Source organism: Streptomyces aureus, assembly GCF_000725495.1.
Taxonomy (GTDB): Bacteria; Actinomycetota; Actinomycetes; order Streptomycetales; family Streptomycetaceae; genus Streptomyces; species Streptomyces aureus_B.
Genome location: NZ_JNZD01000007.1, coordinates 82,960 through 97,031, shown reverse-complemented (window position 1 = coordinate 97,031; position 14,072 = coordinate 82,960). Strand labels below are relative to the sequence as shown.

The window sequence follows — 14,072 nt, the reverse complement described above, 5'->3', positions numbered from 1 at the left end:
GACCATCACGTTCTCGGGAGCGAAGCCGCGATGACCAGGGTGATCAGTGCGATGGCAAACACGAGCACACGCACTGTGTTGCGACTGGGTCTCACCCGCCGCTCTTTTGCTGGTTGGCCCGCGTGCCGGTCCGCAGGGGTCAGCCTTTCGACGGCGTCTGCGAGTTCCTGCGTCGCCTCGGCCAGCCGGACCAGATGAACTCGGCTGGGCATGAATCCGTCCGGCAGAGGAGCCGATCCCAGTTGTCGAGCACGGACCAAGACAGGCTCGTCGATAGGGAGGCTGACCCCTAACCGGCTGATGTGGCCTCGCAGCCGGGTGGCGAGTTGTTCCACGTCCTCGGGGGTGTCAGGTAGGGGCGAGTCCTCGGCGAGGACCAACGCGACGGTCTCGGCTGCCGCTGCAGCGTGGTCGCGCCTCTCGACTTTGGCGGGCTCCATCACGACTTCCTCCGGGGACGGAACGTTGCCCAGGTGGTTCGACCGTCGTCGCTCACTCCCCAGTCCCGAGAGAGAACGGCGACCAGGAGCAGGCCACGGCCGCTCTCGCCGTCTTCGCTTACGGTGCCAAGCTGAGCCGCGGCCGGGTTGTCGTCGGTCACTTCGATGCGCAGTTCGCCTTCGTCGTGGCAAACGCGCAGGCGCACAGATCCCCGGCCGTGCTCGATCGCGTTCGTGACCAGTTCGGAGACGACGAGCAGGACGTCGCCCACCACTCCTTCGGGCATGTCCCACTGCCGCATGACTAGCGCAGTCGTGTGCCGTATGTCGGCGACGTACACGGGGTCCGGATCGATGGCCGCCTCGAAAGCGCGCGAGGTCAATGACCTCGGTGTCGCATCAGCCGGTGAGACGGCTGTCGCAGAACTCATCGGTGGGCCTCCCGGAGGGCGGTATGGAGGAACGCGCGGCGAAGGACCTGTGTCGGTCGCGCGGCACTGCTCGCCATGTCGATGCAGTCGTCCTGTGTCTGAGGCTGCTTCATGCTTGACTCATGGCTGCTCGTACCTGAGCGGACGGCGGCGCCCAGCCCTCTTTCGCCCCCCGAGACGGCGGTAGCAGTTGTTGAGGCGCCGGGATTGGTCCCGGCGTCGGCACCAGACGCGTGGCTGGTCTTCACCGGATTTCCTCCCGGGCAAAGGCAGATGGTGGTTTCGTTGACCTTGAGCGAACCGTGAATGACGACGGGTTGGTATCCCCGGCCAGTCCTCGATGCCGTCAAACCCGTCAAAAATCGTTCTCTTGTGAACGGGGACGCAGGATGGCACGTAGGAACGAGCAACTGGCCGCTGTGATCGCGGAGACTGGCTGGTCGCAGCCCGTGGTTGCCGCGGCTGTAGTCAGGGTTGCTGCGGAGGTCGGTGCGGACGAACTGTTCAACACGAGCCGTTCGCACATCGCGATGTGGATCTCCGGAACACGCCCTACCGGCAGGGCACCCCGTATCTTGTGCGAGACGTTGTCCAGGCGGTTGCAACGCCCGGTCACACTGGCGGAAATTGGGCTCTCGGCATCGACTCCCGAGGGCGCCCCGGCATCCGAATGGCGCGTCGATACATTGACCGCGCTGGTGGATCTGGGGAGAAGCGACGTGGACTTGGAACGCCGCCAACTGCTGGCTGGCGCCGCCTACTCGGTAGGTGGCCTTGTGTTGCCCGGGCAGCAGTGGTGGGACGACGCCCCAGAGCGGGCCAGAGCCCGTGCTGCGGCAACGAGCCGTCGGATCGGTGCCAGCGAGGTCGCTGCCGTACGAGAGATGACCGAGTTCTTCTCCAAGCGAGACCAACGGCACGGCGGGATGGACGGTCGCACCGCCTTGCGGCAGTACATCCTCGACGACGTCGCTCGATACGTCGGCGGGGTCTTCACGAACGAAGAGATACGCCGTGACCTTCTTGCCGCCGCCTCCGAAGCCGTGTACGTGGCCGCCTGGATGAGCTTCGACGCTTCGCAACACGAAGCAGCACGCCGCTACTTCACACTGGCCCTGAAGCTCGCAGCCGAGGCCGATGAAGCCCCGCTGGCTGGGCACATTCTGCGCGCAATGGCCCATCAGGCAACCGATTTGGGACATCCCAGGGCAGGGGTGAGACTTGCGGCAGCTTCGGTGGACCGTAAGCGGTACACCCTGGCAACACCTCGGGAGCGCGCGCTGCTCGGCGTCGTGCAGGCACGCAGCCTCGCGACCGACGGACAGAAGCGTGAGGCGATTGCAGCCCTCCTCCGGGCCGAGGATGACCTCGCTGCCGCCCGGCCCGGCGACGAAGATCCCCCCCGGGTGTGGTTTTTCCAACAAGCCTCGCTGGCTCACGAAACTGCGCGCACCTTGTGGACCCTCGGTGACCTCGAAGGGGCCCTTCGCGAGTTCAATAGCAGCGTGCTGACAAGGAAGGCCGACACGTTCAGCCGGACCCATGCTGTGACACTGGGCTACATGGGCACTGTGCAGGCCAAGCAGGGCAACGTCGAGGCAGCCTGCCACACGTGGGCACAGGCTCTTGATGCCATGGAAGGCGTCCAGTCGGGAAGAGCACGCGATGCTGTCGTGAACATGCGCACAGTGCTGTCTCCCTTCCGGAACCGTCAGATCACGGCGGTAGCAGAGATCGACGAGCGAGCCAAGGCCGTGCTCGAACGAGTAGCCTGACGGCGCCGTGGTGGCGAGGACGAGCACGATGCAACCGTGCGTCTCGCCCTGCTCGATTTTGAGAAGGGGAAGGTTGTGTCCGCACAGTCCATTGAAGTGCCTGTGATCGCCACTGTGGTTGGCGGTCACACCGGGCGGCTCGACGACTTCAAGGGCGGTGTGGAATCGATCATTCGGTTGCATCCGGACTACCCGGTGGAGACGCTGCAGGGGATCGAGGAGTTCTCCCATCTCCAGGTCACCTGGTTCTTTAACTTCGGATCGCCCGACGACGTTGCACTCCACGCTCGCAGCCCTCGTGACAATCCGGCTTGGCCGGCAACGGGGACCTTCGTGCACCACAACCACCGACGGCCGGCCCGACTCGCTACGTCGTTCCCACGGCTGCTGCGTGTTGAAGGGCACGATCTGCATGTCACCGATCTCGATGCAGATGACGGCACACTCGTGGTCGATCTGGTAGCGGTTTTCGAGGAGATGCTCCCCCGCGGCCCCATTACGCAGCCCTCTTGGCCGAGCCAGATGCTGAACGACTATTGGCGAGACGCTTCCGAACGCTAACTCGGCAGTGTGGTTGACGCCGAAGTCGATCAAGCTGCTTTCAGCTCCATCACATCGCAACGGTTCGTCGATCGCGCGTCGAATCTGTCCGGTCTGGAGCCAATCAGCGGGGATCGCTCGTGTGGTCACTCCGTCATCAACTCCGTCGTCTATCCCCGTGTCACATCTAAGAGACGCGGCAGGTTGGAGTTGAGAGGAAGGGATCATGGCGGCTGTCCTCGCGGTGGGGGTGACGCACTCGGATCGAGATCGCTCACCGTCCCCGAGCAACTACTGATGGAACGGCTGACGTGGAGTATGCAGCGCGTACCGCTCCCCACGTAACGCTCATGGCGGAAGTGTCCGCATGAGCGATCCGCGAGTTGCCAGGCCCATAACGCTGTGGCCGTTCCGCCGTGTAACTTCCTTGTGGCTACTACGAGCTGAACCTGACACTGGAAGCACGATGTCCTGAGGGGGCCGCATGACCGACGAGCCGCACGGCTCCAGGGGAGCCGTCGAGTCGACTCAAGGTCCCGGCCCGACGACCCGCCGCCGTCAGCTGGCATTCCGTTTGCTGGAGCTGCGCAGATCCACAGGCCTCAGCGCCGAGGAAGCTGGCGAGCGCGCCGGCGTTTCCAAAGCCACAGTGAGCCGATACGAGACCAGCAAGGGAAACGTTCGCTGGAACCAAGTTGACCAACTCTGCAGGGTCTACGGGGCTTCCGACGAAGAACGCGAGGCGCTGGTCGAGCTAGCCAAGACATCCAAGGCCACAAACGGATGGTGGGTGCCGGGTGCGGGATCCGTGCCAAGCACATTGGGCATGCTGATCGCCTTGGAGAACGAGGCCACATGCCTCCGACAGTTCGCTTCAAGCGTTGTTCCTGGACTCTTGCAGACAGGCCGATACGCTCGGTCAATCAAGAGCACTCCGGGCTACGAGCTGCCGCCGGGGCAAGTCGACTCCTTCCTCGATACCCGCATGCGACGGCAGCAGCTGCTCGACCAGCCGAGCCGCCCTCGGTATCACGTCCTCCTCGACGAGTCCGTCCTCCGTCGCCGAGTCGGAGGCCCCGACGTCATGGCCGAGCAGCTCGATCACCTACTCGAACGCGGCTCGGCACCTGACACCACTGTGCAGGTCCTGCCCTTCGATCGAGGCGCGTACTCAGCGGCACTGACGGGCTTCATCATTCTCGGGGCCGCCGACCCCGCCTTCGACGTCATCTACGCAGAAAACACTTCAGGTTCGCTGTACCTGGAACAAGACGATGAACGTCGCCTGTACTCGGCAGCGTTCGACTACCTGCACGCCGAAGCCCTCCCGATAGAATCCTCGGCCGAGATGATCGCCGAGGCCCGCAAGACGCACCTGCGCGCCTAAACGAGGAAGACAAGTGATCGAACAGCTCAACTGGTTCAAAAGCAGCTACAGCGGCCAACCGTCAACGGACTGCGTAGAGGCCGCCTTCCTTGCTGCCATGCGGGTGAAGGGCGCGGGTCCCGTTTACCTGGTCCTAGAGCTCCCGTCTTGAGCACCGTGGGCCCGGCAGCCGTACGGCTGCCGGGCCGACGTTGCTCAAGACGGTAGCTCTAGGACCAGTTCAACGGGACCCGCGCCGCAGACGCTTCACTCCGGGTGGAACCTGGGGCACCGTCAACTCGGCGCCAGCCAGCTTGAGATGAACCATGCCGGGTGTTGACTGACTAAGCCGGTTCGCTGCTCTCCCAGAGAGCCAAACCACTCTCCGGAGATGCTGATGCGGACAGCGGATGTGAGCGGCAAACTGTCCGCATCAGACTGTCGAGGGGGAAACCATGCCACAGAAGCCCAAGCCTCTCGATGACTCGCAGTCCATGGCGCATTGGTTCGGGGTGGAACTGCGAACTTGGCGTGAGCTACGGGGCCTCTCAACTACGTCCCTCGGGGCAATGGTGCAGCTCAGCGGGTCCTCCATCCAGAGGATCGAGAAGGGGGAGCGGTCGTGCAACGCGAGCCTGGCGGCTTCGTTCGATGATGCACTTGACGCACGAGGGGCGCTGCGGCGGCTCTGGCGTCGTGTCGAAGCGAATGCGGACAACCAGAGCCGCGATGCGGACAAACGCCAGTCCGAGCCTTCGGCGCAGGCCTCGAACCTCGCCGGACCGGGCACGCTAGGGGCAAAGACGCATCCTGACGTCGATGGGAGTGACGTGGAACGTCGATCGTTCCTCGCTGGTGGCGCCGCCTTGCTGAGCCCCCTGGGGTTGGCAACCCCTGACAGCGCCTCGTTGCCAAAGGTCATCCGTAGAGACGACGTCGAGCAGGTCTGGATGGCTTCGGCCCTTCTTGCTCGGTGGGATAACCAGTACGGAGGTGTAGGTCTGGTCCGTAGCGCGTCGATTGGTCTTTATCGTTGGGCCACGTCTTTGCTTGGTGTGCGGTGCCCGGGTCGCCTAGAGCCCGAGCTATTCACCGCGGTTGGCCGCCTCGCTGTCGTTATGGGAGCGAGCGCATTCGATGCGTACGAGCACGACGACGCGCGGCTCTACCTGAGCGCTGGCGTCGAGTGTGCTGAACGGGCCGGAAATTGGCACCTCCGGGCGTCAGCGATGAACTGGCTGGCTCGTCAGGCAATCTGGATCGGAGAACCAGACGACGGATTGACTCACGCAGAGAACGGCCTGGTGCGCTCCGATCGTCTGACGCCGAAGGAGCAGGCGATGCTGCATAACGCCCGTGCCCGCGCCTTCGCCAAAATGCGGGACATCGACGAAGCAGTTCGAGCGATCGGCCGTTCAGATGAGATCTTCGCTCAAGCCACGGTAGGTGAGGATGCCCCGTGGATGAGCTACTACGACCGCGCGCAGCATCATGGGGACACGGGCCACGCGCTCTTCGACCTGACGCTCCTCGCCGGCCACTCTCCAGCTGCGTCAGCCGAGCGTCTGGAAATCGCGATCGCGGAGCACGGAGACGGATACGTGCGGTCCCGTGCGCTTTCCGGGACGAAGCTCGCCTCACTCCGAATGGCCACCGGCGACCCCCAGGAAGCCGTGACAGTTGGTCACCGCGCCCTCGACGAGGTCGGACGTCTTCGCTCTCGGCGCGCCGTTGACGATGTACAAGAGTTGCGACGCATCGCGGCTTCACGCAGCCGGAGTGCCGGAGTCGCTGATCTACGCGAACGCATCCGCACTACTGTTCAAGCATGACGTCTCCTCGCATCCAAGAGTCGTTCGTTGTTCTCGAAAAGATCGTGAAGGCGGTCGGCCTCAGTCCAGACGGTGCGGAGCCCATTCGACTGGCCGAGAACGACCTATGGCGTCTTCCTGGAAGAATCGTCGTGCGCATTGCCCGTCAAGGACAATCTACGGCTGCGGCTCGCGAAGTACAGGTCACGCGGTGGCTTGCACAGAACGGCGTGCCAGCCGTACGGCCACTGGACAGAGACCAACCCGTAACCGTCGATGGGCGCACAGCAACATTCTGGGAAGAGCTACCGCCACACCGCGCAGGAGACGAATCGGACCTTGCCCCACTCCTACGCCGACTGCATGAACTCCCATCCCCACCCTTCACTCTGGGAGAGATAGCGCCGTTCGTACGGATCGCGGACCGTATCGGAGGTGCTCAAGCCATTGATCAGGGAGATCAAGCGTGGCTCCTGCACCGGCTTGAGGAGCTCCAGGCGGCGTGGACGGAGCTCCCCTCCGGCCTACGCAGATGCGTGATCCATGGGGACGCTTGGGGTGGGAACGCAGCAGTTACCTCTGACGGGGTTTTTCTGATGGACTTTGAGCGCACTGCGGTGGGCCCACCGGAGTGGGATTTGACTTCAACTGCAGTGGCAGCCGACACGTTCGGCAAGATCTCTCGTTCTGCCTACAAAAAATTCTGCGAGGCGTACGGACATGACGTGATGGAATGGGTCGGCTATCCCATATTGAGGGATATAAGAGAACTTCGGCTTACCTCATTCGCACTGCAAGCAGCCAATGACGACCCAATAGTATTGGGGCAGGCAAAATATCGAATTGCATGCGTACGCGGATTCGCAGGACCTCGGCCATGGGGATGGAAAGCCGTCGGTTAGCCAACCTGTACCTCGCCTAACATTGTGGCGGCGCCACGGGCCGGGCAGGTTCTCAACTATCGCTCCTTAAAGAGCGCTGGGTGCGCCCAACTGCCGCGAGATCGAGAAGGCGGCGACCGCTCTAATCACGGGCCCCGCGGAACTCAGGAAACGAATTCCTCTTCCAGTAGAGCCGCGATCTCCCTGTCGTATCCTTCAGCCGTGGTTACCAGTTGCCTATCTGCTGCCGCTTTCGACAGCCCGAAGTACGCCTCTATGTGCGCCAGGGGCTCTCCTCTCCTCACTGCTGCTGCTATTGCGGCTCGGCGTAGATCGGACACCGTTACGTCGAGACCAGCTTCTCGCGTCCGCGCCCGGAAAAGTCGCGATAGTGGATAGGGAGAATTCCTAGCCGTCTGCAATCCCAATAGCAGCGGTTCGTCCGGCTCGGCCTGCGCCACCGCCAGCTGAGCGTCAACAGCCTCGGCTGCAGTTGCTGCTACTCGAATATCCCGAACTCGCCGCCTCCCTCGTATCGTCACGCGGGGTTCGTTGCCTGACAACCAGTCCCCAACAAGAAGCCCCGATACCTCCCCCCTCCGTAGTCCAGCAAGCAGCAATAGCGAAGCTGCCGCATATAGAAGTTGGTCGCTTCGGGTGCTCTGAAGGGCGGCTCGCGCGACCGTTATAGGTAGGAGGGGTTTCTGCTCTGCTTCGCTCGTTGTCATGTCGCGACCCTAGCTCGTTGGCGTCACCGAGCGATAGCGAATCCGAGCTTGATGTCTTTCAAATTACGCGCCCTCCCCTTTCGCTCCCTACCGCTCAGCCGGCCAGCCAGGTACCTGAGGCGTGCCCCTAATGGAGGTGCAACCTCCACGGCTGACGGCCTGCGCGGCGGTGTAGGCCTCACCTTCAATCTGACCCCGTCACACCCTCGCTCTCGCAGTCGCATCGACTTTCATCTACAGGCGTTTACGGCAAAAGCTAGCTATATGTGACAACTGGGACTCTAGATGCCTGTTGCATCATGCTCGACTGGGCTACCGTCTACCTCGATCATCTACACCTGTTGATGGCGTGGCGGCGGTGCTCCCATGTGTGATGCCTGCGCCGGGCCCGTCCATCCAGGGGGAGGACCGCTAGGCAAAGGGAGGCGTGATCTTGTCGGACTACGGGTTGGTGTACAGGTGGTTTCCCGACTCGGATTCATTCGCAGTATCGGTCTCGGTACGGCCATGACGAAAGCGGGAAAGGCTGCCGAAGCTCCTTCTTTTAATTCACCAGACCGATATATGATGCCCCGTGAGGTGGAACGCCGGCTTGGTATTTCGCCTTCGACGCGGCGGCGGTGGACGAATCGTGGTCTGCTGCGCGCTGTTCCTCTTGGTCCGTACTACCGGCCCGGCCCAGGAGACAATCGGGGAGGGAACAGGAATGGCAGTCGGGTGCGCTATAGCGAACATGAGGTCAATGACCTCTTCGAGCGCATCAAGAAGGGTGAGCTTGCCAGATCACCTAAGCCCCTGGATCCCTAGGTGTCGCAGGCCCAGAGGAATTGGAGATCTCCCATGGAAGGGGCACATGGCCGAGTCCGACGCACCGTTTGACCGGTGGCACAAGAAGCATCCGAAAGCAGGTGAAGTGCAGTGCAAATGCGGCACCAAGAAGAACCCACTGTACCCGTCCGCCGATCACGGGAGGGGGTTGCAGTGGCAGGCTCGTTACACGGATCCGAATGGCAAGCCCCGTCGGCCGATGTTCGGCACATGGGAGGAGGCCCGGGATCACCTGGACAAGATACGAGTAGCCCTGCGCAGCAACTCGTGGGTGGACCCGGAGCCCGGAAAGAAGCCTGTCGCGTTCTATGCGGACGAGATGATCGCAAGGCGGAAAAAGAAGAAGAAGAATGACAACACGATTGGCAACTATGAGAGCCATCTTAAGTGCCACATCAAGCCCTTCGCGGGAACCAGACCTTCGCAGTCTCTGACCCGTCGGGACACGATGGCTTTCATCGATTTCCTGTTGGAGCAGCCGGGGCTCAACGAGGGGTCCAGTGTCATCCAGGTGTACAAGACCTGGCGCATTCTCATGAACTACATGATTGACGCGGACGTTCCACTGCCTGCCAACATCTGTGCCCGCATCGAACTCCCAGACGTCGATCCGCGCGTCAGTGTTGCGCTTTCTCCTGAGCAGGTGGCGGACCTTGCCGCGGCCATGCGCGAAGTGGACCCGAGGCTGGAGATCCTGGTGTGGATCGGATCCTGTGCTGGGCTTCGCGAAGGGGAGGCCTTCGGGCTCACCAGGCAGGCCGTGAACTGGGACCAGGATCTGCTCTACGTGAAGGAGCAGCGACAGCGAGGCAAGTCCGCGAAGCTCAAGACCAAGGCCAGCTACGCGACGCTGCCAGTGGATCATTTTCTGATCATGCGCCTGAAGGAGCATCTTGAGACCTTCCCTCAGGTGGCTCCGGTCTGCGCGGACACCGAGCGCCAGCGGAGGGCAAGGGGCTACGCCCCGCCGCCAGACGAGGGCCTCATCGTCACCAACCGCCTCGGCCGGCCCCTTACACGGGCGGCTTTCCGGTACCACTGGAAGCCTGCCGTGGAGCTGGCAGGCCTGCCGGACGAGACCCGCTTCCATGACCTCAAGCACTTCTACACGACGCGACTCGGCGCTTCTGGCGAGTTCGACCCCAAGACGGTGCAGGCTCTCTCGCGTCACGCAAACTTCAACGAGACGTGGGACACGTACGCCCACCCCCCGCTTGCCGTTCAGGGGGTCAAGGTGAGCACCTTCGGATCTTTGTTCGCAGCGCCGTGACCAACGTCCCCCAGCGCGCATATGTCGCGTCGTGGGGACTTGACCCGACCCGACCTTGTTGTGCAAGACTCACTGTCAGTTCGAGGCTACCCATCGCGACGCGAGGGGGTACCGGTCCGTGGAACGATCGGTGCACTCGATTCGACCCCGATTCGACCCCGTAAGTACCGGCAGAGCGGATCAACGCTCTGACCAGGGAAGATGGGGTGTAGCAGAGGCTACTGGCCTTTACCGTCAGTACTCGGCCGTCGACCTCGCGCAGGCATGCTCCTTCGAGGAGGTCTGGCACCTCCTGGCCCACGGCGAGCTGCCCGACCGGGCCCGGCTCTCCGCCTTCACCGCGCACACCGCGCGGCTGCGCCGGCTGCCGGACGACGTACGGGCCGCACTGCCCGCCATCGCGGCCGCGACCGGACCGTCGGGGCCCCTCGCCGGGCTGCGCACCGCGCTGTCACTGCTCGGCGCCTCGCTGGGGTTCCGTCCCGTGTACGACATCGACGCCGGTCGGCGTCGCGACGACGGCCTCGCGGCGACGGCGGCCGTGCCGACCCTGCTCACCGCGCTGTACCGGATCGGGCGGGGACAGGAGCCGGTGGAGCCCCGCGACGACCTGGGGTACGCCGCCAACTACCTGTACATGCTGACGGGTTCCGTACCGGATGCCGCCCGCGCCCGTGCGGTCGAGCAATACCTGATCTCAACCATTGACCATGGGTTCAATGCGTCAACGTTCACGGCCCGGGTGATCGCTTCCACCGGCGCGGACGTGGCGGCCTGCCTCGTCGGTGCCGTCGGGGCTCTCTCCGGCCCCCTCCACGGAGGCGCTCCCAGCCGTGCCCTGGACACCCTCGACGCGATCGGGACCCCCGACCGGATCGACGACTGGATCAGGGAACGGGTGCTCGCCGGTGAGCGCATCATGGGCTTCGGGCATCCCGTCTACCGCACGGAGGACCCGCGCTCGCGGATGCTCCGCGGGATCGCCCAGGAGTTCGGTGGCCCGCTCGTGGAGTTCGCCGTCGAGGTGGAACGGCAGGTGGAGGCGATCCTGGCCGAACTCAAGCCGGGCCGGGAGCTGCACACCAACGTGGAGTTCTACGCCGGAGTGGTCATGGAACTCTGCGGGCTGCCCCGCGAGATGTTCACCCCGACCTTCGCCGCCGCCCGCGTGGTCGGCTGGAGCGCCAACATCATGGAACAGGCGGAGGACACGAAGATCATCCGCCCGGCGGCCCGCTATGTGGGACCTCAGGCGCCGGTGGCGGTGCCGAGAGTGGTGTCCGTCTAGGCCAGCCGAAATCCTTGCGCCCGGCTTCGGGGGACCGGTGATCGGAAGGGCCGAGACGAGAGGTCCAGCACCGATCGGGGCTGGACCTCGGAAGCTTCTGTCGAGCGGTGTGACGCCGGGTGGGCGTCGGTGCGGCTCGGGCTCCGGCGACAGGGATACTGTGCGGGCGCTGCAGTGGCTTTAGGGCGGGCCGGGAAAAGAATGCGCTCCGGAGACGGGCCGGGGTGGCCGACGTATCTCGACGGACTGCGACTGTGTCCTGCTATGAGCCCCATGGCCGCTTCACTGCTCGGGAATGTCCCTCTTGGCGCGCAGGAGTGTCTCCCTGCTGATGATCACGATGCGCTCGTAATCGGCGCGTGCCGCGTCCTCAGGTAGCTGGTCATCGAGTGCCGCTGTCGCTTCTGTGCCGATAACAGCGAAATTGCCGTCGCTCAGCTCGAAGATGTCGGGGCACGTCTCGCCCGACAGGCTGCCTCGTTCGCGTGGAGATGCGCCGATACGACGCACGATCTTCAACTGGATCCCGGTCCTAAGGTTTAGATGGAGCAAACCGGGGGCACAGTATTGCACATTTCGGTACATAGTGCACTTGAGGGGTGCATATCAATACCGAGACGATCTAGAAAAAAGTTGAGCATTTTACCTCGTAAGATTAGCGTACTGGCGAGTCAACTGAGTTACCAGAGACGCAAGTTGGGCGAGATGTTAGCTCGACTCCGGGGGTGACTCACCCACGACCCACCATTCCTCCGTATCCGACTCATCCAGATCGCGGATGAGCCTGTCCACCATTCGGCCCACCCGCGCCTCCTGCGACGCTGTCTGAAGGCTCGCGCGATGATGGCGCGTCGCGTCCCAGTAGTCGCGAAAGATGGCGCTCTGGCAGATCACCCGAAGGTGGCCGTGAAGCTCGTCCCAGGTGACGTCCCCGGCCCGGTAGGCCCGCAGCACGTTGGTGTAGATGGCATTGGCGAAGAGGTACTGGCGTCGTCTGGTCGGGTCCACCTCGTTGATCGTGCTCAGGACCTCGGCGAGATCCGCGTCGTTCAGCGCCTTGTCGAGGAGGTAGGTCTGAAAGCGCTGCTGTTCCGCCAGCCGTGCGTTCCGGTCCTCGGCCTCCAGCGCCTGCTCGACACGCAGGCGAAGTGCCTCGAACCGACGCTGCTGGGCGACCAGGACCGCGAGGACCCCTACCGCGAACGCGAGCCCTGCCGTCGCGGCAGAACCCAGCGTCCGCACCCCATGGTTCTGTGTGGCCATGTCAACCCCCGAATCAGGCGACCGTCCGGCCGGCCGTCGGTTGTGGGGCGACAGGGAGCGGACCGACGAGCGTTTGGGCGGCGCGCTTGCCGCCTCCCAGTGTTGCCGAGCGGCTCTGATCGGCGGGGAGGCGGAGAGGAGGCGCACGGAGGGATGTGCGGGTCGCATCCACCGGCGCCATGTCCAACGTGTGCCCCGCGAGCGCCGCCGACAATCGTTCATTTCGTGGTGTTTCCCCCCACTCGTATGCTGGGTCGGCATTCAATTCCCGCGTGAGCGCCGGTCCCGTGAGCCGGTGCGCGCACCGGTTCAGAGAGGGCGCATGGTGAGTCGGTCGAGTACCCGCCAGATTCCGGTCATCGTTCTCGCCGGCTTCCTGGGTTCCGGCAAGACCACACTGCTCAACCACCTCCTGCACCGCAGTGGTGGCAGTCGTATCGGGGCCGTGGTCAACGACTTCGGCGCGATCGAGATCGACGCGATGGCGGTGGCCGGGGCGCTCGGCGACTCCACCGTCTCGCTCGGCAACGGCTGTCTGTGCTGTGCGGTCGACGTCACCGAACTTGATCAATACCTGGACCGGCTGGCTCGGCCCTCCGCACGCATCGACGTCATCGTCATCGAGGCGAGCGGGCTCGCCGAGCCCCAGGAACTCGTACGCATGGTGCTCGCCAGCGAGCATCCGGGGATCGTCTACGGAGGGCTCGTCGAGGTCGTAGACGCCGCAGAGTTCGCGAGCACCCGCGAGAAGCACCCCGAGATCGACCGGCACCTCGCCCTCGCCGATCTCGTCGTCGTCAACAAGATCGACCGGGCCGAGGACGCCGGGCGGGTGCTGGCGGCCGTCGGGGAGCTCACCGACGGGGCCGCGATCGTCCCCGCCACGTACGGCCGGATCGATCCGGAGTTCCTCTTCGACTGCAGGCCGAGCGAGGAGCGCGTCGGACAGCTGTCCTTCGACGACCTCCACCGCCTCGACGACGAAGCCCACGGTCACGAACCCCTCGGTCACGAGAGGCCCGGTCGCGAGGCGCCGAGTCACGAGACCCACGGTCACGAACGCAGCGGCCACTCCGGCCACCTGCACTCCACCTACACGTCCGTCTCCTACCGCTCCGAAGTGCCGCTCGGGCCAAGGCGGTTGATGGCGTTCCTCGACACCCGGCCCGAAGGGCTCTACCGGATCAAGGGGTACGTCGACTTCGGCGTCCAGGACACCCGCAACCGGTACGCCGTGCACGCCGTCGGGCGGTTCCTGCGCTTCTACCCGGAGCCCTGGACCGAGGCGGACGAGCGGCTCACCCAGCTCGTCCTCATCGGCTCCGGGATCGACACGGCGGCACTGGCGAAGGAACTGGAGGCATGCGAAGAGGACGCCCCGCATGCCGACGAGCACAGCATGTGGGGCGTCCTCCGCTACGTACAGGAACCCGGCGAGGCGGGCTGACCGC

Annotated in this window: 14 protein-coding genes; 9 read left to right on the top strand and 5 right to left on the bottom strand. The window is 64.1% G+C overall.

The genetic code is table 11. The features are described 5' to 3' along the window. Positions 1–5: 5 nt before the first annotated feature. Positions 6–440 (bottom strand): DUF6415 family natural product biosynthesis protein, encoded by a 435-nt coding sequence (locus IO36_RS14700; RefSeq protein ID WP_051900477.1) that lies wholly within the window; start codon positions 438–440, stop codon positions 6–8. Further along, positions 440–871 carry an ATP-binding protein gene (locus IO36_RS14695; protein ID WP_037620077.1) on the bottom strand — a complete coding sequence of 144 codons (432 nt, stop codon included), beginning with the start codon at positions 869–871 and terminating at the stop codon, positions 440–442. The genes IO36_RS14700 and IO36_RS14695 overlap by 1 nt, the downstream gene beginning before the upstream one ends. Before the next feature lie 389 nt (positions 872–1,260). On the opposite strand from IO36_RS14695, the gene IO36_RS14690 reads away from it, so the two are divergent. The 6 genes from IO36_RS14690 to IO36_RS44445 all read left to right on the top strand — a co-directional run bounded on the left by IO36_RS14690 (position 1,261) and on the right by IO36_RS44445 (position 7,265). Continuing rightward, entirely contained in the window at positions 1,261–2,646 is a 1,386-nt protein-coding gene (locus IO36_RS14690; RefSeq protein ID WP_037620076.1) for an NsdA family TPR-like regulatory protein, read from the top strand. A 75-nt stretch (positions 2,647–2,721) separates the two neighbouring features. Further along, on the top strand, positions 2,722–3,207 hold the full coding sequence (locus IO36_RS14685) for a TrmO family methyltransferase domain-containing protein (RefSeq protein ID WP_037620390.1): 486 nt from the start codon (positions 2,722–2,724) through the stop codon (positions 3,205–3,207). A 463-nt stretch (positions 3,208–3,670) separates the two neighbouring features. Then, positions 3,671–4,573, top strand: a complete 903-nt coding sequence (locus IO36_RS14680; RefSeq protein ID WP_037620073.1) for a helix-turn-helix domain-containing protein — start codon at positions 3,671–3,673, stop codon at positions 4,571–4,573. A gap of 13 nt (positions 4,574–4,586) precedes the next feature. Beyond that, the gene (locus IO36_RS49335) at positions 4,587–4,724 is read left to right on the top strand and encodes a DUF397 domain-containing protein (RefSeq protein WP_078943199.1); all 138 of its coding nucleotides are present in this window, start codon (positions 4,587–4,589) and stop codon (positions 4,722–4,724) included. 283 nt (positions 4,725–5,007) lie between these two features. Continuing rightward, on the top strand, positions 5,008–6,384 hold the full coding sequence (locus IO36_RS44450; RefSeq protein ID WP_078943198.1) for a helix-turn-helix transcriptional regulator: 1,377 nt from the start codon (positions 5,008–5,010) through the stop codon (positions 6,382–6,384). Then, entirely contained in the window at positions 6,381–7,265 is an 885-nt protein-coding gene (locus IO36_RS44445; RefSeq protein ID WP_078943197.1) for a phosphotransferase enzyme family protein, read from the top strand. Before IO36_RS44450 ends, IO36_RS44445 begins: the two co-directional genes overlap by 4 nt. A 143-nt stretch (positions 7,266–7,408) precedes the next feature. On the opposite strand, the gene IO36_RS44440 is transcribed toward IO36_RS44445, so the two are convergent. Beyond that, complete coding sequence (locus IO36_RS44440) at positions 7,409–7,972, bottom strand: tyrosine-type recombinase/integrase (RefSeq protein WP_078943196.1); 564 nt, start codon at positions 7,970–7,972, stop codon at positions 7,409–7,411. 853 nt (positions 7,973–8,825) lie between these two features. Here IO36_RS44440 and IO36_RS14675 point away from each other — a divergent pair. Next, positions 8,826–10,070, top strand: a complete 1,245-nt coding sequence (locus IO36_RS14675) for a tyrosine-type recombinase/integrase (protein WP_245173281.1) — start codon at positions 8,826–8,828, stop codon at positions 10,068–10,070. 130 nt (positions 10,071–10,200) lie between these two features. Continuing rightward, on the top strand, positions 10,201–11,358 hold the full coding sequence (locus IO36_RS14670; protein ID WP_245173279.1) for a citrate/2-methylcitrate synthase: 1,158 nt from the start codon (positions 10,201–10,203) through the stop codon (positions 11,356–11,358). 282 nt (positions 11,359–11,640) lie between these two features. Here the strand turns inward: IO36_RS14670 and IO36_RS14665 are convergent, their stop codons facing one another. Together IO36_RS14665 and IO36_RS14660 are read right to left on the bottom strand one after the other, a co-directional pair. Continuing rightward, positions 11,641–11,877: a hypothetical protein gene (locus IO36_RS14665; protein WP_037620384.1), complete on the bottom strand. Its 237-nt coding sequence runs from the start codon at positions 11,875–11,877 to the stop codon at positions 11,641–11,643. A gap of 189 nt (positions 11,878–12,066) precedes the next feature. After that, positions 12,067–12,621, bottom strand: a complete 555-nt coding sequence (locus IO36_RS14660; RefSeq protein WP_037620072.1) for a DUF6082 family protein — start codon at positions 12,619–12,621, stop codon at positions 12,067–12,069. A gap of 322 nt (positions 12,622–12,943) precedes the next feature. Here IO36_RS14660 and IO36_RS14655 point away from each other — a divergent pair, with 322 nt between their 5' ends. Next, a complete protein-coding gene (locus IO36_RS14655; protein ID WP_037620070.1) occupies positions 12,944–14,068 on the top strand; it encodes a CobW family GTP-binding protein in 1,125 nt (374 codons plus the stop codon). Positions 14,069–14,072: the final 4 nt, after the last annotated feature.